Source organism: Streptomyces sp. NPDC002888, assembly GCF_042888465.1.
In the GTDB taxonomy this organism is placed as follows: domain Bacteria; phylum Actinomycetota; class Actinomycetes; order Streptomycetales; family Streptomycetaceae; genus Streptomyces.
On the sequence record NZ_JBIAPU010000048.1, the window covers coordinates 26,656 to 47,179 of the forward strand.

The window sequence follows — 20,524 nt, forward strand, 5'->3', positions numbered from 1 at the left end:
CACCAATCAAAGCCTTGGAACGGGCGTGCCGCCGTCCTCGTTTCCCCGTGGCGACAGATTCATCGTTGCTCACTACCTGCGAGTAATCAAGCACAGTTTTAGTGACCTGTTGCACGTCGGCAGATGTACTGAGCGGCTGTTTTCGAGCACGCCGAATCACCCATTCATCCAGAAATGGAAAGATGAATGGGGGGCGACCCGACGGGTCAAAAAGAATTCACTGCCGAGTAACTCCCGAGGGGCCGAAGAGCCGGACACGCGGGACGCCCATGAGGGCCATGACCTCTTCGAACTCCTCCATGAGGGTACGGAGCACGTCAGCTGCGCCGACGCTTCCGGAATGCACCAGTCCCCAGAGAACGGGGCGCCCGACAAAAACGGAATCCGCGCCCAGACAGAGCGCCTTCGCAATATCGGCGCCGTGCCGGACCGCACCGTCCAGGATCACCGGACATCGCCCGGAGACGACTTCGACAATCTCAGGAAGCGCTTCCATCGCGGGCTGGGCGAAATCGAGCTGACGGCCCCCGTGATTGGACACGACAATGCCGTCGACCCCGTGTTTCAGGGCGAGCTCGGCATCCTCTTTGGTGAGCAAGCCCTTCACCACGAGCGGCAGCGAGGTGCGCTCACGCAGCCAGGCCAGGTCCTCCCAGGTGATGGAGGCGTCGAACTGCTCCCGGGAATGCCGCGCGATGGCGGACTCGCCCGGTTCGTCGACATGGGAGGCGGACATGACGGAGGGATCGACATTCACCGCGCGTATACCCGCCGGAACGGCGAAGCCGTTGCGCGCGTCCCGCCGACGGTGGGCGACCCTGGGGGCGTCGACCGTCAGGACCAGCGCGCGGTACCCGGCCGCCTCCGCCCGTCGAACAAGGTCGATCATCAGTTCGCGCCGTTTGAGCCAATAAAGCTGCAGCCACAGCGGGCCCGTCGCCTCCGCGGCGATGTCCTCCAGGGTGCGGCTCGCGAACATGCTGACGGTGAAGAGCGCGCCCACCTCCCCGGCGGCCCGTGCCGTCGCCAACTCCCCATCTGTATGGGCCAGTTGGTGGTAGGCCATGGGTGCGATGCCCAGCGGCGCCGCGAGGTCGGCCCCCAGCAGCGAGGTACGGGGGTCGCAGTCCGAGACGTCGACGAGACAGCGCGGCCGCAGCCTGATCCGGTCAAGGGCCTCGCGGCCGGCCGACAGCATCGACTCGGTCCCGCTCCCTCCTGCCAGGAAGTCCCATACAGGGCCCGACAGCCGCTCTCTGGCGACCGCCTCGTACTCGTGAAGCGCCAACGACACCACTGCGAACACCCCCGTGTTCATAGCTCGCTCTTGCGCGTTCGACCGTGCTTCCCAACTAACCGCACGGGCGTACACTAACCGAACTCTCCCACATGTCCGCACGGTCGTCCACATAATGATGTCACCAGCGTGTCACGACGGCGGACGTCCCCCGGCGGGAGGTATCGAGGAGGTTTTCCTTGGCAAGGACAGGCACGGACGGACGCATCGAACGCGGCAACCAGACCCGGCGCGCGATCCTCCAACGAGCCGTCAGGATCGCGTCGGTCGAGGGCCTTGAGGGCCTGTCGCTCGGCCGCCTCGCGGGCGAGCTCGACCTCAGCAAGAGCGGTGTGTTCGCCCTCTTCGGATCGAAGGAGGAGCTGCAGCTCGCCACCGTGCGCGCCGCCATCAAGGTCTTCATAGAGCACGTGGTGCAGCCGGCCCGCACCCTGCCCGCAGGACTCGGCCGGCTCCAGTGCCTGTGCGGCAACTGGCTCGCCTACTCGGCGCAGCGCGTCTTCCCCGGCGGATGCTTCTTCTACTCGGTCTCGGCCGAGTACGACGCCCGCCAGGGCAAGGTGCACGACGCCGTGGCGAACGCGCACGGCAACTGGTTCACCCTCATGGAGCAGACGATCGACGAGGCCAAGGAGGCCGGCGAGGTCTGCGCGGCCGCCGACTCCGCCCAGCTCGCCTTCGAACTCGTCGCCCTCCTGGAAATGGCCAACGCCGAATCCGTACTGCACGGAAACTTCACCTGTTACAGCAGGGCGGCCGACGGCATCGTCAGCCGGCTGCGAGACGTCGCGACGGACCCGTCGCTGCTGCCCGACACCCTTGAACCGCCCGTGACCGCAGGGCTCGCGGGCCTGGACCGGAGGCACCATGCCGTTTGATCCGCAGTTGCAGACCCTGTACGACCGGCGCGCGGCGGAGGGCGTCCGCCCGCTGTACACCATGACGCTTCAGGAGGCACGGGCCGCCGACCTCGCGTCCATCCAGGCCGAGGCCGGCACCCCCGAGCCGGTCCACGAGGTGCACGACCTCACCGTCCCGGGACCCGGCGGATCCCTGCCGGTGCGCGTGTACCGGCCGTCGGGCGAGGGCCCGCTGCCCGTGCTCGTCTACTTCTTCGGCGGCGGCTGGACCCTGGGCTCCCTGGACACCAGTGACGCGCTCTGCCGCACCCTGGCCAATTCCGTCGGCTGCCTCACCGTCGCCGTCGGCTACCGCCTGGCCCCCGAGCACAAGTTCCCCGCCGCCCCCGAGGACTGCCTCGCGGGCGTACGGTGGGCCGCCGAGCACGCCGAGAAGTTCGGCGGGGACGCGAGCCGGCTGGCCGTCGCCGGTGACAGCGCCGGCGGAAACCTCGCCGCGGCCGTGACCCTCATGGCCCGTGACGCGGGCGGCCCGGACATCCTCACCCAGCTGCTCGTCTACCCGAACACGGACTATCTGGCGGACACCCCGTCCCGCCGGGAGAACACCGACCCGCTGCTCTTCAACGACAAGTCGGTGCACTGGTACTGGGACAACTACCTCACCACCCCGGACGACGGCACCCACCCCCTCGCCTCCCCACTGCGCGCCCCCGACCACTCCGGTCTGCCGCCCGCGCTGGTGATCACCGCCGAGTACGACCCGCTGCGCGACGAGGGCGAGAGCTACGCCGAGCGGCTGCGGGAGAGCGGGGTGCCCGCGCAGGTGACCCGCTACCCGGGGATGGCCCACGGCTTCTTCACCATGTCCGGCACTCTTGACGCGGCCCGCCGTGCCATGGAGCAGGCCGCGGCACACCTGCGCACCGCCTTCGCCGACGCCGCGAGTAAGGGCTGACCATGACGGACACCACCGCCGCTCCGGCGCTCGCCCTTACGGACCTGCACGCCTCGCTCACCGACCCGGTGCTGGACGCGATGAACTTCCTCAACGAGGTCGTCGCCCGCTTCCCCGAGGCCCTTTCCTTCGCACCCGGCAGGCCCTCCGAGGGCACGTTCGAGACGGACGACCTCGCCCGCCACCTGCGCTCCTACACCGACCACCTGGAACAGGCGCGCGGCTGGTCGAAGGACCAGGTGCGCACCCACCTCTTCCAGTACGGGCGCACCAACGGCATCATCCACGAGCTCATCGCCCGCACCCTGGCCAACGACGAGCAGATCCACGTCGCCCCGGAGTCGATCGTCGTGACGACCGGCTGCCAGGAGGCCATGCTGCTCACCCTGCGGGCGCTGTTCGCGGTGCCGGAGGACACCCTCCTGGTCAGCTCGCCCTGCTACGTCGGCATCACCGGCGCGGCCCGCCTGCTCGACATCGCCACCCACCCCGTCCCGGAGGGCGCCGACGGCCCCGACCCCGAGGCGTTCGCGGCCGCCGCCCGCCGGTTGCGGCAGGAGGGCAGGCGACCGCGCGCCCTGTACGTGGTGCCGGACTTCGCCAACCCGTCGGGCACGTCCATGACCCTGGCCGCGCGCGAACGGCTGCTTCGGGTCGCGGCGGAGGAGGACCTGCTGATCCTGGAGGACGACCCCTACGGGTTCTTCGTCCGCGCCGGATCCGCCCGCCCCACGCTGAAGTCGATGGACCACGAACGCCGGGTGCTGCACCTGGGGTCGTTCGCCAAGACCGCGCTGCCCGGCGCGCGCGTCGGCTACGTCGTCGCCGACCAGGAGGTCGTCGGCCCGGGCGGTCGGCGCTCCCTGCTCGCCGACGAGCTCTCCAAGATCAAGAGCATGACGACGGTCAACACCTCGGCCATCGGCCAGGCCGTCATCGGCGGACTCCTCGTGGAGTGCGACTGCCGGCTGCGCGAGGCCAACGCCGAGGCCATCGCCTACTACGGCACCAACCTGGCCACCCTGCTGGGTGAGCTGGAGCGGCACTTCCCCGAGGAGCGGCGCCGCGAGCTGGGCCTGAGCTGGAACGAGCCGACGGGCGGCTTCTTCCTCGTCGTCGACGTCCCGTTCGTCGCCGACACCAAGGCCCTCGAGGACTCCGCGCGCACCTTCGGCGTGCTGTGGACGCCTATGAGCGACTTCTACACGGAGGGCGGCGGGGAGCACCGGCTCCGGCTCTCCTGCAGCGCCCTGACCCCCGACCAGATCGTCGAGGGCGTGCGCAGACTGGCGCGGTTCATCGAGTCCCGGGCCGCCGAGGCGACCGAACGCCCCTGACGAAGCGGTACGAGGCCGGACAGGTTCCAGGGCCCGGCCGGACGTCGGACGGGCCCTTGTTTCCCTTCCATGATTTCCCTTCCATGATCTCAAAACTGAACGCACGGTCGTGCTAATGTCTTGGCCGGACAACCACTCGCGAAAGGGCCCGCATGGATATCCGGAAACTCGACCGGACGGCTGTGCTGGAGACCGTACGCCTCTTACAGCAGGCCGACCCGACGGACTGGGACCTCCCGACACCCTGCGCCGGATGGACACTCCGCCAGCTCGTGGCCCACATGGCGGGCCAGCACCACGGCTTCGCGGCGGCCGCCTCGGGAGGCGGTGACGACCTCGCCGTATGGCAGCCGATCGCGCTCGGCGACGACCCGTCGGCGACGTACCGGGCCGCGGCCTGGACCGCCATCGACGCCTTCACCCAACAGGGCGTGCTCACCCGGGAGTTCCTCCTCCCCGAGATCAGCACCACCAGACGCTTCCCGGCCTCGGTCGCGATCGGCTTCCACTTCCTGGACTACGTGGTCCACGGCTGGGACGTGGCCCGCACGCTCGGCGTGCCCCTGGATCTCGACGAGCAGGTCGCCGAGGCCGCCCTCGCGTTCGCCCTGCGCGTGCCGGACGACGAACGCCGGCTCGTACCCGACCCCCTGTTCCGCCCCGCCCTGCCCGCGGCGGCCGGCGCGAGCTCCCTCGACCTCGTCCTGACGTCGCTCGGCAGGTCCCCCGACTGGTCCGCCGCGGCGGCCCTGTAGTCACGGCCCGCACACGTCACCGGCCCGTGGACCTCACCGGCCCGTCACGCCCCAAGCCCGACACGCACAGGGAGACACCTTGCTCACTGAACTCAAGCAGCATGTCGCACGGCGCCTCAGTCTGACGGAGGAGGAGGTGTTCGCCGGGCAGCCGCTGTCGGCCGTCCTCGTCGCCTCGCCGACGGCGATCAACTCCGTCGACCTGCTGGACGCGTTCGCGGGCGCACTCGCGGACACCGGCTTCGACGACGACGTCGAACTGCCGACGATGACCCTCCAGCACACCGCGGAGGAAGTCGTCCAGGCCCTCGGCAAGCAGCTCGCAGCCAGCTCCTCCTGAACGGAAAGCTCCCAGCTCCTCCTGAACGGAAGGCGAGACCCATGCTGATCATGACCGACATCGTCAAGGAACTCCGCTCCGGGGCCACCCTCACCGATGTGCTGCGCGCCCAGCACAGCTACCACGAGCAGCGCCGCTGGTCGTCGGACGAACTCTTCGACGGCCGCCGCCTCACGCATCCGGGCGAGAGCGACAAGGCCGCCCTGTGGCACGCCGCCCGCGCCGAACTCACCACCCAGCCGGCCGGTATCCGGCTCGCCGTGGACGGCGTCAAACTCGCCAACGAGATACGCGAGTCCAACCCGCTGGGCAGCGACGTCCTGCACATCGCCGCCGCCTGGTCGGCCCGCTACTGGCTGGAGGAGGAGGCCCACCACGAGATCTCCTTCGGGCGTCTGATGGAGATGACCGGCATCGACCCGATCGACCAGGAAGAGGTCGTCGAGTGCCGCGGGCCCCTTCCCATGGACAACTACGCCCGGGTCTGCATCCTCCAGGCCTGTGTGGAGATCGAGGCCTGCGTGTCGTACCAGCACGCGGCCCGCACCAGCAAAGACGAGCTGGTGCACGACGTCTTCCACACGGTCATGAAGGACGAGGTGCAGCACCGGCAGTACTTCGCCGCCTTCGCCAAGGCCCTGGTGGAGTCCGGGGTCTACCCGCTCAAGGACGTCCTGTCGATGGCGTACACCTGGGTCCGCCCCGACGGCGGCGAGACCTTCGGCTCGACCCGCGAGGCCCAGACCGAGCGGAAGGGCCACGTCAACTGGTGGGAGCGGGTCCGGACCGACGAGGAGGAGTTCGCCCTCCGCGACGACGCGCTGCATGAAGGGTCGGTGCACGCACGCAAGTTGAGCAGCGTGTTCGCCCTGGTGCGGGAAGTCACCGGCATCGAGACCCGATCCTACGAGGACTTGAAGCGTGCCTACTTCGCCAGCCTCCGCACGAACGATGTCGACCGGATTCGATCTGCAGTCAGTCGCGGAGCTCGCTCAGAGGCGGCACTTGCGGGATAGCGGGGCGGTATTCACCGCGGGGGAGCGGGCACACTGCCGCTCCCGTCCCGACCCGGACGCGTCCCTGGCGGGGCTGCTGTCGGCCAAGGAGGCCTTCATCAAGGCCCTCAGCTCGATGGGAGGCGCACCCGAGTGCACCTTCCCCGAGATCGAGGTCGGCCACGGCCCCGCCGGGCAGCCCCGGCTGCGGCTGCACGGAGACGTCGCCCGCTGGTGCGAGGAGCGCAACATCTCGGCGGAGCTGTCGATCAGCCACACCGGCGGCATGGCCGGTGCCGTGGTCGTCCTCCTGGCCGAGCCGATGACGAGCGGAGGGCACCACCCCACATGACAACCGTCACACCACGGGTCCTGGAGCACACCTGTGAAGTCGCCCTGCGCCCCAACGACTTCGACTGGGCCGGGCACCTGAACAACAGCGTGTACCCCCAGCTTCTGGAGACCGGCCGCTGGGAGTGGGGGCTCGCCCACGGCGTCGACGCCCGCGAGGACTCCGTCGTCGCCATGGTGCTCCAGCTCCAGCTGGACTACGTCCAGTCGGTCGACTGGGACCCGGTCGGCCGCCTCGTCGTGCGCACGTCCCTCGCGGAACAGTCGGCCTACAGCTTCACCCTGGCCCAGGACGTCGAACGGCCCGACGGCACGGTGGTGGCCAGAGGCCGGGTCCGCCTCGGCCTCATCGACCGCCACACCAAACGCATCCACAAGGTCAACCTGGACACGATGCTCGAGGGCCCCGGGAGCGTGGCATGACAGGCACCACACTGCCCCAGGCCCTCGCCGCCCAGGCCCACCGTGCCGACGCCACCGTCACCTTCGGCACCTCCGCCCGGCGGGAGACCCTGACGTACCCCGAGTTCGCCGAGCAGATCGCCGCGGCGGCCGGCGGCTTCGCCGAGCAGGGCGTACGCCCCGGGGACCGGGTCATGCTCCGCATCGGCAGCTCCCGCGAGAGCCTGCTGGCCCTGCTCGCCCTGATGCACCTCGGCGCGGTCCCCGTCTCCGTGAAGCCACGCGTGCCCGGGGCCGTCGTCGAGCAGTACCTGGCCGCGGTGACCCGGCAGCAGCAGGCGCGCCACGCCGTCCGGATCTCCGGGCACGGCCTGAACGAACTCCGGCTGGACCTGCACCCGGCCCGGGCGCCCGAACCGGCACCGGGGGACCCGGAGGACCTCGCGTTCGTCCAGTACACGAGCGGTTCCACCGGCATGCCCCGCCCGATCCCGCTCAGTCACCGCGCGGTCCTCGGCAACATCGAGGCCATCCGCGACGTGTCCGGCATGCGGCCGGGCCACGCCGGTCTGATGGCGCTGCCGCTCCACCACGACATGGGCCTGATCGGAACCCTGACCGCGCTCGTCCAGGGCGCCGACGTGGTCCTCGAGGAGCCCGGCACCTTCCTGCGCAGGCCCCTGGGGGCCCTGCGCCTCGTCCGGGACGCCGAGCGCGTCCACAGCGCCTTCCCCGACTTCATGCTGCGCTACCTGGCGGCACGGATCACGGAGGCCGCGGACAAGGAGAAGCCCGATCCCCAGCTGTTCCAGGCCTGGGGCACCGTCTTCTGCGGGGCCGAACCCATCCGCCGGGAGTCGGTGCGCACGTTCCTCGACGCCACCACCGACTGGGGCTTCGACCCGTCGGCGCTGGTGTTCTGCTACGGCCTCGCCGAAGCGGTCCTGATGGCCACCTCGCACCGCCTCACGGACCCCGCCACCGGATTCCGCACCCAGGGCCCGGTCGCCACCGCCTGCCTCGGCACCACCATGCCCGGCCTCGACCTGCGCGTCGTGGACGAGTCGGGCCGCACCTGCGCCGAGGCGCAGACGGGCCGCGTACAGCTGCGCGGGGACACCCTGTTCAACGGGTACGACGGCGCCACCGACCACCGCACCACCTGGTTCGACACCGGCGACCTGGGCCACCTGGACGCGGGCCTGCTCTACCTCGGCGGCCGGCGCTCCGACCGTGTCTCCGTCAACGGCACCAACGTCTTCGCCGCCGACGTGGAACAGGTGGCGGCGGCCGAACCGGGCGTCGCCGAGTGCGTCGTCCTCCCGTACGGCGCCTCGTTCGCCGTCGTGGTCGTGGCGGAGCGGGGCCGGGACATCGACACCGACGGCATCGCGGCCCGCGTCACCGCGGACTTCTCCGTCGCCCCGGAGACCGTCGTCGAGGTCCCGCACAGCGCCGTCGTCCGCACGGCGAGCGGCAAGCCCGCGCGCACGTACATGGCGGCCCGGCTCGAAGAAGGGGGACTGCTCCCGCGGGTGGCGACGGCCGCCCACCCCTGAGACGTTCCTCACAGAAAGAGAAGCCGCACAGAAACAGTGGGATCCCGACAAACCAGAACGGGCGGCACCGTGATCACGATGCCGCCCGTTCCGCTGGTGCGCGAGGGGGGAGTTGAACCCCCACGCCCTTGCGGGCACTGGAACCTGAATCCAGCGCGTCTGCCTATTCCGCCACCCGCGCATTGGGTGTGTCCTCCGGCTCCTTCCCCTGTGGGGCTGGCGCCTTCCGACATCCAGAACATTAGCACGGTGGGCCGGGTGGATTCACATCGCTTATCCGCCGCCCCCGGCCCCCCGCAGAGACGCCGGCGCCCCCACCACGTATCAACGAGGGCCTGTTCACGTATCAACCTCGTACCGGTCCCGGCCATCTGCCCAGGAGCCGGACGAGGTCCACAGTCAGGTGCGGGACACTGGTCTACGGCCCCCTCTACGATCCTGGGCAGAGGTACGTACAGGAGAGCTTCCGGGGAAGGGGTCGAGGAGAGCCTCGACACCCGTCGACCGGGTCGACAGGGGGAACCAGCCGATTCACCGGCGCGTGGATACGATCAGTAAGCAGTACCAGGCAAGAAGCAGTACGCAGGGCAGCAGAAGAAGCAGTCCACAGGACGGCAACGACGGAGGAGGTGCCTCATGGGAGTCCTGAAGAAGTTCGAGCAGCGTCTCGAAGGTCTGGTCAACGGCACCTTCGCCAAGGTCTTCAAGTCCGAGGTCCAGCCGGTGGAGATCGCCGGAGCGCTGCAGCGCGAGTGCGACAACAACGCCACGATCTGGAACCGCGACCGCACCGTCGTCCCCAACGACTTCATCGTGGAGCTGAGCACGCCGGACTTCGAGCGGCTCAGCCCCTACTCCGGCCAGCTCGGCGACGAGCTCGCCGGCATGGTGCGCGACTACGCCAAGCAGCAGCGCTACACCTTCATGGGCCCGATCAAGGTCAACCTGGAGAAGGCGGACGACCTCGACACCGGCCTGTACCGGGTACGCAGCCGTACGCTCGCCTCGTCCAGCAGCCAGGCCCCCGAGAGCGCTCCGGCGGCCGGCGGCGGGCGTCCCGGCGGGTACGGCTACCCGCAGCCGGGACAGTCCGCCCGTCCCGGCGCCGCCGCCGCTCCCCCCATGCCGTCCGCGCCGCCGCCCGGCGGCCGGCCCGGCGGGTACGGTTACCCCCAGCCCGCGGGCGGCCAGCGGCCCCCGGCCGCGCCCGCGGCCGGCGGACGAACCCGCCACTGGATCGAGATCAACGGCACCCGCCATCAGATCTCCCGCGCGACGCTGGTGCTGGGCCGCAGTACCGAAGCCGACGTGCGGATCGACGACCCCGGCGTCTCGCGCCGGCACTGTGAGATCCGGACCGGAACGCCCTCGACGATCCAGGATCTCGGGTCCACCAACGGCATCGTGGTGGACGGGCAGCACACCACCCGCGCTACGCTCCGCGACGGCTCGCGGATCGTCGTGGGCAGTACCACCATCATTTACCGGCAAGCCGAAGGGTGAAGCGGGGGCAATGTCAGAGCTGACCCTCACGGTCATGCGGCTGGGTTTCCTGGCCGTCCTGTGGCTGTTCGTGATCGTGGCCGTGCAGGTCATCCGCAGCGACCTGTTCGGTACGCGCGTCACCCAGCGCGGTGCGCGCCGGGAAGCCGCGCGCCCGCAGCAGCAACAGGCCGCCCGCCAGGCCCCACCGCCACAGCGCCAGCAGTCGGGCGGCGGCCGCCAGCGCCGTAACGCCCCCACCAAGCTGGTGGTGACCGAGGGCACCCTCACGGGCACCACCGTCGCCCTCCAGGGGCAGACCATCACCCTGGGCCGGGCGCACGACAGCACGATCGTGCTGGACGACGACTACGCCTCCAGCCGCCACGCACGGATCTACCCGGACCGCGACGGCCAGTGGATCGTCGAGGACCTGGGCTCCACCAACGGCACGTACCTCGACCGGAACCGGCTGACGACGCCCACGCCGATCGCGCCGGGCGCGCCGATCCGCATCGGCAAGACCGTCATCGAGCTTCGGAAGTAGTGCTACATCATGACTGAGCGCGAGCGGAGCGAGCACGCAGCGGCGGTCCCCACCCCGGGCCCCGGCGCGCTCCCGACCGGAGGGTGGGCAGTGTGGCTCGACACGACCGGCTGTACCCGGAGCCGACTGGCGAGGTGCGCATGAGCCTGTCACTGCGCTTCGCCGCCGGATCGCACAAGGGCATGATCCGGGAGGGCAACGAGGACTCCGGTTACGCCGGTCCGCGCCTGCTCGCCATCGCCGACGGCATGGGCGGCGCCGCCGCCGGTGAGGTCGCCTCCTCCGAGGCCATCTCCACCATCGTCGCCCTCGACGACGACATCCCCGGCTCCGACGTGCTCACCTCGCTCGGCCACGCCGTACAGCGCGCCAACGACCAGCTGCGCTCCATGGTCGAGGACGACCCCCAGCTCGAAGGCATGGGGACGACATTGACCGCGCTGCTGTGGACGGGCCAGCGACTGGGCCTCGTGCACGTCGGCGACTCGCGGGCGTACCTGCTGCGCGACGGCATGCTGACCCAGATCACGCAGGACCACACCTGGGTGCAGCGGCTGGTCGACGAGGGCCGCATCACCGAGGAAGAGGCCACCACCCACCCGCAGCGCTCCCTGCTGATGCGCGCGCTGGGCAGCGGCGACCACGTCGAACCGGACCTCTCCATCCGCGAGGTGCGCGCCGGCGACCGCTACCTGATCTGCTCCGACGGACTGTCCGGGGTCGTCTCCCACCAGACGCTCGAGGACACCCTCGCCAGCTACCAGGGCCCGCAGGAGACCGTGCAGGAGCTCATCCAGCTCGCGCTGCGCGGCGGCGGCCCCGACAACATCACCGTCATCATCGCGGACGTCCTCGACCTCGACACCGGCGACACCCTCGCCGGGCAGCTGTCCGACACCCCGGTGGTGGTCGGCGCCGTCGCCGAGAACCAGCTCCAGCTGCACGACAACGGCATCATGCAGACCCCCGCGGGGCGCGCATCGGGCCTGGGCCGTCAGGTGCCCGGACAGGGCGGCGGCGAGTTCGGCCCGCCCGGCTCCGGCGACACCACCGGCTACGTCCCGACCGGCGGCTTCGATGGCTACGGCGAAGACGACTTCGTCAAGCCCGGCAAGGGCCGCAGGTGGCTCAAGAGATCCTTCTACGCCATCCTCGCGCTCGCCGTCGTCGGCGGCGGCCTCTACGGCGGCTGGCGCTGGACGCAGACGCAGTACTACGTCGGCACCAAGGACGAGCACATCGCGCTGTACCGGGGCATCAGCCAGGACCTGGCGTGGGTGTCGCTGTCGAAGGTCGAGAAGGACCACCCCGAGATCGAACTCAAGTACCTGCCGCAGTACCAGCAGAAACTGGTCGAGGCCACCATCGCCGAAGGCGGCCTGCAGAACGCCCAGAAGAAGATCACGGAGCTGTCCGTCCAGGCGTCGGCGTGCAAGAAGCAGGCCGAGCGCACCACCGCCGGAAACCAGAGCAACGCCAAGACCGGCGAGGGCGAGGCCGGAGGCACCACGGGAACCACTCCCGCCTCCCTCACGTCCAAGGCGTCACCGAGTCCCTCGGCGACATCTCCGTCCACGCCTCCGTCCCCGTCCACGACCCCGACCGCGCCCACACCCAGCCCCGGCCCCACTCTCTCGGAGGAAGAGCAGAAGGTCGTCTCGCTGTGCGGTAAGCAGTAGGCAAGCCGTGAGAGGCCCCGTCACACGATGAGCAGTACTACCAACCCGTCGACGCACCACACGTCCACGATCGGCTCGATCGGCACACCGAGCCGGCGCAACACCGAGCTCGCGCTCCTGGTGTTCGCCGTCGCCATCCCGGTGTTCGCCTACGCCAACGTGGGCCTCGCCATCAACGAGGAGGTGCCGTCCGGCCTGCTGAGCTACGGGCTCGGCCTCGGCCTCCTGGCCGGCGTCGCCCATCTCGTCGTACGCAAGTTCGCGCCGTACGCGGATCCGCTGCTGCTGCCGCTGGCCACGCTGCTGAACGGCCTCGGTCTCGTCGTCATCTGGCGGCTCGACCAGTCCAAGCTGCTGCAGTCCATCAAGCAGGCGGGCACCGCCGCGCCACGGCAGCTGCTGTACACGGCACTGGGCATCGCCCTGTTCATCGTGGTGCTGGTCTTCCTCAAGGACCACCGCGTCCTGCAGCGCTACACCTACATCTCCATGGTCGGCGCGCTGTTCCTGCTGCTGCTGCCGCTGGTGCCGGGCCTCGGCCAGAACATCTACGGCGCCAAGATCTGGATCTCGGTCGCCGGTTTCTCCATCCAGCCCGGTGAGTTCGCGAAGATCGTCCTCGCGATCTTCTTCGCCGGCTATCTCATGGTGAAGCGCGACGCGCTCGCCCTGGCCAGCCGCCGCTTCATCGGCCTGTACCTGCCCCGCGGCCGCGACCTCGGCCCGATCCTGGTCGTCTGGTTCATCTCGATCCTGATCCTGGTCTTCGAGACCGACCTCGGTACCTCGCTGCTGTTCTTCGGAATGTTCGTCATCATGCTGTACGTCGCCACCGAGCGGACCAGCTGGATCGTCTTCGGTCTGCTGATGTCCAGCGTCGGCGCGGTCGGCGTGGCCAGCTTCGAACCGCACGTCCAGCAGCGTGTCCAGGCCTGGCTCGACCCGATGAAGGAGTACCTGCTCTCCCGGCAGGGCGTCGGCGGCCACTCCGAGCAGGCGATGCAGGCGTTGTGGGCGTTCGGCTCCGGCGGCACCCTCGGCACGGGCCTCGGCCAGGGCCACTCCGACCTCATCCGGTTCGCCGCCAACTCCGACTTCATCCTCGCCACCTTCGGCGAGGAGATGGGCCTCGCCGGCATCATGGCGATCCTGCTCATCTACGGCCTGATCGTGGAGCGCGGTGTGCGCACCGCCCTCGCCGCCCGCGACCCGTTCGGCAAGCTGCTCGCCATCGGCCTGTCCGGCGCCTTCGCCCTCCAGGTGTTCGTCGTCTCCGGCGGTGTGATGGGCCTCATCCCGCTGACCGGTATGACGATGCCGTTCCTGGCGTACGGCGGTTCCTCCGTGATCGCCAACTGGGCGCTCGTCGGCATCCTCATCAGGATCAGCGACACCGCGCGCCGCCCGGCGCCCGCCCCTGCCGCCAACCCCGACGCCGAGATGACCCAGGTGGTCCGCCCGTCATGAACAAGCCCCTGCGCCGGATCGCGATCTTCTGCGGCCTCCTGGTCATCACGCTCCTCCTCCGCGACAACTGGCTCCAGTACGTCAAGGCCGACACCCTGGCCACCGACACCGACAACCGCCGCGTGGCCATCGAGCGGTACGCCACCCCGCGCGGCGACATCATCGTCGACGGCAAGGCCATCACCGGGCACACCACGACGTCGGGCAGCGACTTCAAGTACAAGCGCACCTACAAGGACGGCGCCATGTGGGCGCCGGTCACCGGCTACGTCTCGCAGGCCTACGGCGCCACCCAGCTCGAGTACATCGAGGACGGCATCCTCAGCGGCAACTCCGACCAGCTCTTCTTCCGCAACACCCTCGACATGATCACGGGGAAGAAGAAGGAGGGCGGCAACGTCGTCACCACCCTCAACGCCGCAGCGCAGAAGGCCGCCTACGACGGTCTGAAGAAGCGCGGCAAGGGTGCCGTGGCCGCCATCGACCCGTCCACCGGCAAGATCCTCGCGCTGGCCTCCTACCCGTCCTACGACCCGTCCACCATCGCCGGCGGCGGCGCCTCGGACGAAAAGGCGTGGAAGGCCCTCGACAAGAAGAACAACCCCGACGACCCGTCGCTCAACCGGGCGCTGCGCGAGGTCTACCCGCCCGGCTCCACCTTCAAGGTGGTCACCGCGGCCGCCGCGCTGGAGAACGGCCTGTACACGAGCGCCGACCAGAAGACCAGGTCGCCGCTGCCGTGGATCATGCCGGGCACCTCGACCCCGCTGAAGAACGAGGGGAACATCCCCTGCGAGAACGCGACCCTGCGCGTCGCCCTGCAGTACTCCTGCAACTCCGTCTTCGGCAAGGTCGGCTCCGACCTCGGCAACGACAAGATGCTGGAGGAGGCCAAGAAGTTCGGCTTCGACTCCGAGCACTTCGTCCCGGTCCGCACCACCGCCTCGGTCTTCTCCGACGACATGGACCAGTCACAGACCGCGCTGTCCTCGATCGGTCAGTTCAACACCGCGGCGACACCGCTGCAGATGGCCATGGTCCCCGCGGCCGTCGCCAACGACGGCAAGCTGATGAAGCCGTACATGGTCGACGAACTCCAGGCGCCGAACGTCGACACCCTCGAGAAGACGGACCCGGAGGAGATGAGCCGGCCGCTGTCGGAGAAGAACGCCCAGGTCCTCCAGTCGATGATGGAGACCGTCGTCAAGGAGGGCACGGGCACCGCGGCGCAGATCGGCGGCGGTGTCACCGTGGGCGGCAAGACCGGTACCGCCCAGCACGGCGTCGACAACAGCGAGAAGCCGTACGCCTGGTTCATCTCCTACGCCAAGCTCAGCGACGGCAGCTCGCCGGTCGCCGTGGCCGTGGTCGTGGAGGACGACAAGGCCGTCCGCGACGACATCTCGGGTGGCGGTCTGGCAGCTCCCATCGCGAAGAGCGTGATGGAGGCGGTCATCAACAGCAAGAAGTGACCCCGATCACGTCCCCTTCGCATCGGTGCACGTTGCGATACCGGTCCTGTATCGGGTGACGGGCTTGGCCAGGTCACACAGAGCGAGCCGGGTACGGTAGGCCCGGACGGCAGCCTCCGACCGCACGCGTGTGCCGGTCGGGACCGACGGAGAGGGCTGGTAGGAAGCTATGGAAGAGCCGCGTCGCCTCGGCGGCCGGTACGAGCTGGGCCCGGTGCTCGGCCGTGGTGGCATGGCGGAGGTTTATCACGCGCATGACATCCGGCTCGGGCGCCAGGTGGCGGTGAAGACGCTGCGCGCGGATCTCGCGCGCGACCCGTCCTTCCAGGCCCGGTTCCGCCGGGAGGCCCAGTCGGCCGCCTCGCTCAACCACCCCGCGATCGTCGCGGTCTATGACACGGGCGAGGACTACATCGACAACGTCTCGATCCCGTACATCGTCATGGAGTACGTCGACGGCTCCACCCTCCGTGAGCTTCTTCACAGCGGCCGCAAGCTGCTGCCGGAGCGGTCCATGGAGATGACCATCGGCATCCTCCAGGGCCTGGAGTACGCCCACCGCAGCGGCATCGTCCACCGAGACATCAAGCCGGCCAACGTCATGCTGACGCGCAACGGCCAGGTCAAGGTCATGGACTTCGGCATCGCCCGTGCCATGGGCGACTCCGGCATGACGATGACGCAGACGGCGGCCGTCATCGGCACCGCCCAGTACCTGTCGCCGGAGCAGGCCAAGGGCGAGCAGGTCGACGCCCGGTCCGACCTCTACTCGACGGGCTGTCTGCTCTACGAGCTGCTGACCGTCCGCCCGCCGTTCGTCGGCGACTCCCCGGTCGCGGTCGCCTACCAGCATGTCCGGGAGGAGCCGCAGTCCCCGAGCGTCTTCGACCCCGAGATCACACCCGAGATAGACGCGATCGTCCTGAAGGCGCTGGTCAAGGACCCGGACTACCGCTACCAGTCCGCCGACGAGATGCGCGCCGACATCGAGGCCTGCCTCGACGGCCAGCCGGTCGCGGCCACGGCGTCGCTGGGCTCGGTCGGCTACGGCGGCTACCCCGACGACCAGCCGACGACGGCCCTGCGCGCCGACGCGGGCGCCACGACCATGCTGCCGCCGATGAACCCGGACGAGGGCGGCTACGGCTACGACGACCGCTCCGGCCGGCGCCGCCAGAAGAAGTCCAACACCTCGACGATCCTCCTGGTCGTCGCGGCCGCCCTGGTCCTCGTCGGCGCGATCCTGATCGGCAAGTGGGCCTTCGGCGGCGACGGTGTGGCCAATGACACGGTGCCGGTCCCGAACTTCGTGGGCTCGACCAAGGCGAACGCCGAGAAGGTCGCCACCAATGCCGAACTGAAGCTCGTACCGACCGAGAAGCCCTGCGAGGCCCAGCCGAAGGGCAACATCTGCTCGCAGGAGACCACTGCGGGAACCGACGTCAAGAAGGGCACCTCGGTCAACGTCGTGGTCTCGACGGGCGCGCCGAAGGTCGTGGTGCCCACCGTCCTCGGCAAGACCCTCGACGAGGCGAAGTCGATCCTGGAGGACGACAAGTACGGGTTCAAGGTCGAGACGAAGGAAGAGGTGTCCACGGAGGATCCGGGCACCGTCACGGACCAGGACCCGGATCTCGGCGACGAGGTGGAGAAGGGGACCACGGTCACCCTCACCATCGCCAAGGCCGAGGAGAAGGCGACCGTCCCCGACGTCACCGGCCAGGACTGTGAGAAGGCCAAGGCGCAGATGACCCAGAACAACCTGGTCGGCACCTGCACCGAGGTGGAGGTCCAGGACCCGAACCAGGTCGGCAAGGTCATCGGCACCACGCCCCAGGCCAACTCCCAGGCCTCCAAGGGCTCGTCGGTCACCATCCAGATCGGCAAGGCGGCCCAGAAGCAGCAGACGCAGGTCCCGAACATCCAGGGCCAGACCCTGGGGACCGCCAAGCAGCTGCTCCAGCAGGCCGGCCTCCAGGTCGGCAAGATCCAGGGCTCCGACGACGACAACTCCCTCGTCCTCGGCTCGAACCCGGGTCAGGGCCAGACGGTCGACCAGGGCACCGCGGTGGACCTGTTCACCGCGGGCGGCAACAACAACGGCGGAAACAACAACGGCGGAAACGACGGGGGCGGCGGCATCTTCGGCTGACCGTGCCCGACCGGCGAACTGATCCGCTGGAACGTGAGAGTCCCCGGTACCGCACGATGCGTACCGGGGACTCTCACGTGCGGTGGTTCATCCCCGCTGACCAGTCTTGGAGCAGTGCATGTCCTCGTTGGATGAGTTGCAGGCCTTGCTGGGCGAGCCCGTTGGCCGGCAACCGAGCCCGGACGACTGGAACGAAGTCGAGCAATACGTAGGTTCCGCTTTGCCCGGCGACTTCAAGACGTTCCTCAATGCCTACGGCAGCGGGGCCATCTCCGGTGAGCTCGTTGTCTTCCACCCGCGTGGACCGAGCCCGTTGCTGGGGCGCATGCGCAAGACGCACCAGACGTTCACTGAGCGTCGAGACAGGGCCCTGAGCTTCGGAGGCTCCGCGCATGTCCCGTACCCCTTCCACCCCGAACCCGGTGGGCTGATTTCGTGGGGACGACCACAGTGGTGACGAGCACTTCTTCCTCCCCTGCGACCCGGACCCGGACCGGTGGAAGGTCGTCACGATGGTCCACGAAGAGGGCTGCGAAACCTTCGACGGCCCGTTCTCGGCCTTCGCCCTCGCGTTCGTGCGGCGGCTGCTCGACGTGGACCGATACCACGGCATCGAACCAGAAGCCCTGGAGTACCTGGAGCCGGAGGACCTTGAGGAACTGGTCGCCGCCGGAGAGATCGGCCCCGTCCAGCCGAGCTTCGAGCCCCTCTGAACGGAGCGGCCGCAAACGATTCCTGGACAACAGATAGCACTTCAAGCGACGAACCACGCCGGCAGGCTCTCGGCACCCGATGGCGGCGCCTGGGCGCAGGCCAGCAGGCCCTGCTCACCCTCGCCCATCTCCGCAACGGCCACCCCTACGCCCAGCTCGGGGCTGGGGTCGGTCTTCATCGTGTCATCAGACGCCACTCCTCGTTGATCGATTGGGGTGGGGTGTCAGCTCTGCCCTGGCGGCCATACGGCCCGACCACCGACAGAAGGGCAGGACGTGATCAACGAATCGGTACTGATGGAGTCCAAGAGCCTGCGCGGCAGCGTGCTGGAGCGGACAGACGTGCTCGACAGGGTCAAGGCACTGTCACTGCTGCCGGACGGGATGCATGTGACTACGGCGATGGTGGCGGCGTACTTCGAAGTCGCCGAAACCGTGGTCAACAACCTGCTCAGCCGCCACCGGCAAGAGCTGGAGTCCAACGGCCTGCGGGTCCTGCGGGGTGCTGACCTGCGTGAATTTCACAAACTCAATGTGAGTTCCTCTTCCGGCGGTGGTTTTCCACAGCGGCGCTCCAGCCTCGCCATCTGGTCCCGCCGTGCCGTCCTCAACGTGGCCATGCTCCTCAGGGACAGCGAAGTCGCCCGTCAGGTGCGTGTGTACCTCCTGGACATGGAGTACGCGGCTCGCACACAGCCTGTGGACAACTCCGTACGCAGGGACACCGTCTCCCTCGACGACCACATCGACCGACGCATCGCCCACATCCTCGGCCGGAACGTCGTTCCCCTGTTCAACGCCCTCATCGCCTCCTCCGGCGAACAGCGCCGTGAGCTCATCGAGCTCCGCCAGGACATCGAGAACGTCGAACGCAAGCTGTGCTGGCACCACCAGCGCATCCGGAGCCTGGAAGGGGAAGCACCGACAGACCAGGTCAGGGCCTCCATCAGCGCCATGACCTGGCAGGCCTTCGAGCGTCACGTCGCCGTGCTGCTGCGCCGCGACGGCTGCACGGAAGTCGTCGTACGCCAGGCCCGCACCGACCGGGGCATCGACATCACGGCACGCACGGCCGACGGGCGTACCGTCGCCGTCCAGTGCAAGAACCGCGCCGGCCGCCGGTCGGTCCCCAGCGCCGACATGCAGAAGTTCGCCGGCGCCGCACGAGCCGTCAACCGCGCGGACCTCGCCCTGTTCGTCGCCACCTGCAACTTCAGCCTCGAAGCGCAGGCGATCGCCGATCTGAGCGGGGTCATCACAGTGAACCGCGACGAACTCGAGGCATGGAGCGCCGGAGTACGCCTGAACGCCCTGGGATAGGCCGCACACGAGAGGCCCGAAGCCGCAAAAGGAAGTTGCGGCTTCGGGCCTCCGCCATGCTAGGTGACTGAGCTCCCGCAAGGAGCTCAGTCACCCCAGTTCCTTCGGCGGTGTCCGCTCGCTGTTCACCTTGTCCACCCGCACCAGCTCGCCCCACACCACGTACCGGTAGCGGCTCGTGTAGACCGGTGTGCAGGTCGTCAGGGTGATGTAGTGGCCGGGCTTCTTCTTGCCGGACTCCTTGGGGACCTCGGTGAGGACCTTGACGTTGTACTTCGAGGTCTCGGGAAGGATCGCGTAGACCTTGTAGACGTACCACTTGTCCTTCGTCTCGAAGACGATCGGGTCGCCCATCTCCAGCTTGTCGATGTTGTGGAACTTCGCGCCGTGGCCGTCGCGGTGGGCGGCCAGGGCGAAGTTGCCGTCCTTGCCGCTGGTCGGCAGGGTCGCCTTGACGGGTTCGGTGTAGTAGCCGGCGACGCCGTCGTTGAGGATCTCGGACGAGGTGCCCTTCTCGACCAGGACCTCGCCGTTCTTCATCGCGGGCACGTGCAGGAAGCCGATGCCGTTCTTGGTGTCCAGCGCGCCGGGCCCTGAGTCGTGGGCCCAGGTGTCGCGGACCTTGTCGCCCTGCTTGTGCGCCGCGCGGTCGGCCACGACGTTCGTCCACCACAGGGAGTAGACGACGAACAGGCCGAGCACCAGGCCCGCCGTGATGAGGAGTTCACCGAAGACACTGACCGCCGTCGCGATCCGGCCGCCCCGGCGCCGCGGCGCGGGCGGGGACGCGGACGCGTCGGTGTGCTCTGCGGTGCCGTCGGTGGTCGCTGCCACTGTT

At 69.0% G+C, this 20,524-nt stretch carries 20 protein-coding genes, 1 tRNA gene and 1 pseudogene; 19 read left to right on the forward strand and 3 right to left on the reverse strand.

The window, feature by feature from the left end; all coding sequences use genetic code 11:
• Positions 1–217: 217 nt before the first annotated feature.
• Entirely contained in the window at positions 218–1,318 is a 1,101-nt protein-coding gene (locus ACFYWX_RS45610) for an alpha-hydroxy acid oxidase (RefSeq protein WP_389431386.1), read from the reverse strand.
• Positions 1,319–1,476: 158 nt separating this feature from the next.
• On the opposite strand from ACFYWX_RS45610, the gene ACFYWX_RS45615 reads away from it, so the two are divergent.
• From ACFYWX_RS45615 to ACFYWX_RS45655, 9 genes are all read left to right on the forward strand, one after another.
• On the forward strand, positions 1,477–2,175 hold the full coding sequence (locus ACFYWX_RS45615) for a TetR/AcrR family transcriptional regulator (RefSeq protein ID WP_389431388.1): 699 nt from the start codon (positions 1,477–1,479) through the stop codon (positions 2,173–2,175).
• Positions 2,165–3,115: an alpha/beta hydrolase gene (locus ACFYWX_RS45620; protein WP_389431390.1), complete on the forward strand. Its 951-nt coding sequence runs from the start codon at positions 2,165–2,167 to the stop codon at positions 3,113–3,115. The genes ACFYWX_RS45615 and ACFYWX_RS45620 overlap by 11 nt, the downstream gene beginning before the upstream one ends.
• A 2-nt stretch (positions 3,116–3,117) precedes the next feature.
• Positions 3,118–4,452, forward strand: coding sequence for a PLP-dependent aminotransferase family protein (locus tag ACFYWX_RS45625; RefSeq protein ID WP_389431392.1), 1,335 nt, complete (start codon positions 3,118–3,120; stop codon positions 4,450–4,452).
• Between the two features lie 152 nt (positions 4,453–4,604).
• Positions 4,605–5,207, forward strand: a complete 603-nt coding sequence (locus ACFYWX_RS45630) for a TIGR03086 family metal-binding protein (protein WP_389431394.1) — start codon at positions 4,605–4,607, stop codon at positions 5,205–5,207.
• A 79-nt stretch (positions 5,208–5,286) separates the two neighbouring features.
• Positions 5,287–5,547 carry a hypothetical protein gene (locus ACFYWX_RS45635; protein WP_389431396.1) on the forward strand — a complete coding sequence of 87 codons (261 nt, stop codon included), beginning with the start codon at positions 5,287–5,289 and terminating at the stop codon, positions 5,545–5,547.
• Between the two features lie 41 nt (positions 5,548–5,588).
• Positions 5,589–6,563 carry a hypothetical protein gene (locus tag ACFYWX_RS45640; RefSeq protein ID WP_389431398.1) on the forward strand — a complete coding sequence of 325 codons (975 nt, stop codon included), beginning with the start codon at positions 5,589–5,591 and terminating at the stop codon, positions 6,561–6,563.
• Positions 6,553–6,894, forward strand: a complete 342-nt coding sequence (locus ACFYWX_RS45645) for a holo-ACP synthase (protein ID WP_389431399.1) — start codon at positions 6,553–6,555, stop codon at positions 6,892–6,894. The genes ACFYWX_RS45640 and ACFYWX_RS45645 overlap by 11 nt, the downstream gene beginning before the upstream one ends.
• The gene (locus ACFYWX_RS45650; RefSeq protein WP_389431401.1) at positions 6,891–7,316 is read left to right on the forward strand and encodes an acyl-CoA thioesterase; all 426 of its coding nucleotides are present in this window, start codon (positions 6,891–6,893) and stop codon (positions 7,314–7,316) included. The genes ACFYWX_RS45645 and ACFYWX_RS45650 overlap by 4 nt, the downstream gene beginning before the upstream one ends.
• Positions 7,313–8,854: an AMP-binding protein gene (locus ACFYWX_RS45655; RefSeq protein ID WP_389431402.1), complete on the forward strand. Its 1,542-nt coding sequence runs from the start codon at positions 7,313–7,315 to the stop codon at positions 8,852–8,854. The genes ACFYWX_RS45650 and ACFYWX_RS45655 overlap by 4 nt, the downstream gene beginning before the upstream one ends.
• 94 nt (positions 8,855–8,948) lie before the next feature.
• Here ACFYWX_RS45655 and ACFYWX_RS45660 read toward each other — a convergent pair.
• Positions 8,949–9,035 (reverse strand) — tRNA-Leu (locus ACFYWX_RS45660).
• Between the two features lie 455 nt (positions 9,036–9,490).
• On the opposite strand from ACFYWX_RS45660, the gene ACFYWX_RS45665 reads away from it, so the two are divergent.
• The 10 genes and pseudogenes from ACFYWX_RS45665 (at position 9,491) to ACFYWX_RS45710 (ending at position 19,686) form a co-directional block, all read left to right on the forward strand.
• A complete protein-coding gene (locus tag ACFYWX_RS45665; RefSeq protein WP_389431403.1) occupies positions 9,491–10,357 on the forward strand; it encodes an FhaA domain-containing protein in 867 nt (288 codons plus the stop codon).
• A 10-nt stretch (positions 10,358–10,367) separates the two neighbouring features.
• Positions 10,368–10,883, forward strand: coding sequence for an FHA domain-containing protein (locus tag ACFYWX_RS45670; RefSeq protein WP_389431404.1), 516 nt, complete (start codon positions 10,368–10,370; stop codon positions 10,881–10,883).
• Between the two features lie 140 nt (positions 10,884–11,023).
• On the forward strand, positions 11,024–12,562 hold the full coding sequence (locus ACFYWX_RS45675) for a Stp1/IreP family PP2C-type Ser/Thr phosphatase (protein ID WP_389431406.1): 1,539 nt from the start codon (positions 11,024–11,026) through the stop codon (positions 12,560–12,562).
• Between the two features lie 27 nt (positions 12,563–12,589).
• Positions 12,590–14,029, forward strand: a complete 1,440-nt coding sequence (locus ACFYWX_RS45680) for an FtsW/RodA/SpoVE family cell cycle protein (protein ID WP_389431408.1) — start codon at positions 12,590–12,592, stop codon at positions 14,027–14,029.
• Complete coding sequence (locus tag ACFYWX_RS45685; protein ID WP_389431409.1) at positions 14,026–15,501, forward strand: penicillin-binding transpeptidase domain-containing protein; 1,476 nt, start codon at positions 14,026–14,028, stop codon at positions 15,499–15,501. Before ACFYWX_RS45680 ends, ACFYWX_RS45685 begins: the two co-directional genes overlap by 4 nt.
• 169 nt (positions 15,502–15,670) lie before the next feature.
• Complete coding sequence (pknB, locus tag ACFYWX_RS45690; protein WP_389431411.1) at positions 15,671–17,653, forward strand: Stk1 family PASTA domain-containing Ser/Thr kinase; 1,983 nt, start codon at positions 15,671–15,673, stop codon at positions 17,651–17,653.
• Between the two features lie 118 nt (positions 17,654–17,771).
• Positions 17,772–18,110, forward strand: coding sequence for a hypothetical protein (locus tag ACFYWX_RS45695; RefSeq protein WP_389431412.1), 339 nt, complete (start codon positions 17,772–17,774; stop codon positions 18,108–18,110).
• 55 nt (positions 18,111–18,165) lie between these two features.
• Positions 18,166–18,366 (forward strand): hypothetical protein, encoded by a 201-nt coding sequence (locus ACFYWX_RS45700; protein ID WP_389431414.1) that lies wholly within the window; start codon positions 18,166–18,168, stop codon positions 18,364–18,366.
• A 59-nt stretch (positions 18,367–18,425) separates the two neighbouring features.
• A pseudogene (locus ACFYWX_RS45705) lies at positions 18,426–18,533 on the forward strand (IS5/IS1182 family transposase); the annotation flags it as partial.
• Positions 18,534–18,642: 109 nt separating this feature from the next.
• Entirely contained in the window at positions 18,643–19,686 is a 1,044-nt protein-coding gene (locus tag ACFYWX_RS45710) for a restriction endonuclease (protein WP_389431415.1), read from the forward strand.
• A 90-nt stretch (positions 19,687–19,776) separates the two neighbouring features.
• Here ACFYWX_RS45710 and ACFYWX_RS45715 read toward each other — a convergent pair whose 3' ends face one another.
• Entirely contained in the window at positions 19,777–20,520 is a 744-nt protein-coding gene (locus ACFYWX_RS45715) for a class E sortase (protein WP_389431416.1), read from the reverse strand.
• Between the last annotated feature and the right edge of the window lie 4 nt (positions 20,521–20,524).

Excerpts from the sequence above, each read along its gene's own strand:
- ACFYWX_RS45640 (WP_389431398.1), top strand. The coding sequence starts at position 5,589 with ATGCTGATCATGACCGACATCGTCAAGGAACTCCGCTCCGGGGCCACC.
- ACFYWX_RS45665 (WP_389431403.1), top strand. The coding sequence starts at position 9,491 with ATGGGAGTCCTGAAGAAGTTCGAGCAGCGTCTCGAAGGTCTGGTCAAC.
- ACFYWX_RS45695 (WP_389431412.1), top strand. The coding sequence starts at position 17,772 with ATGTCCTCGTTGGATGAGTTGCAGGCCTTGCTGGGCGAGCCCGTTGGC.
- ACFYWX_RS45620 (WP_389431390.1), top strand. The coding sequence starts at position 2,165 with ATGCCGTTTGATCCGCAGTTGCAGACCCTGTACGACCGGCGCGCGGCG.
- ACFYWX_RS45670 (WP_389431404.1), top strand. The coding sequence starts at position 10,368 with ATGTCAGAGCTGACCCTCACGGTCATGCGGCTGGGTTTCCTGGCCGTC.
- ACFYWX_RS45655 (WP_389431402.1), top strand. The coding sequence starts at position 7,313 with ATGACAGGCACCACACTGCCCCAGGCCCTCGCCGCCCAGGCCCACCGT.
- ACFYWX_RS45685 (WP_389431409.1), top strand. The coding sequence starts at position 14,026 with ATGAACAAGCCCCTGCGCCGGATCGCGATCTTCTGCGGCCTCCTGGTC.
- ACFYWX_RS45675 (WP_389431406.1), top strand. The coding sequence starts at position 11,024 with ATGAGCCTGTCACTGCGCTTCGCCGCCGGATCGCACAAGGGCATGATC.
- ACFYWX_RS45700 (WP_389431414.1), top strand. The coding sequence starts at position 18,166 with ATGGTCCACGAAGAGGGCTGCGAAACCTTCGACGGCCCGTTCTCGGCC.
- ACFYWX_RS45625 (WP_389431392.1), top strand. The coding sequence starts at position 3,118 with ATGACGGACACCACCGCCGCTCCGGCGCTCGCCCTTACGGACCTGCAC.
- ACFYWX_RS45610 (WP_389431386.1), bottom strand. The coding sequence starts at position 1,318 with ATGAACACGGGGGTGTTCGCAGTGGTGTCGTTGGCGCTTCACGAGTAC.
- pknB (WP_389431411.1), top strand. The coding sequence starts at position 15,671 with ATGGAAGAGCCGCGTCGCCTCGGCGGCCGGTACGAGCTGGGCCCGGTG.
- ACFYWX_RS45680 (WP_389431408.1), top strand. The coding sequence starts at position 12,590 with ATGAGCAGTACTACCAACCCGTCGACGCACCACACGTCCACGATCGGC.
- ACFYWX_RS45650 (WP_389431401.1), top strand. The coding sequence starts at position 6,891 with ATGACAACCGTCACACCACGGGTCCTGGAGCACACCTGTGAAGTCGCC.
- ACFYWX_RS45630 (WP_389431394.1), top strand. The coding sequence starts at position 4,605 with ATGGATATCCGGAAACTCGACCGGACGGCTGTGCTGGAGACCGTACGC.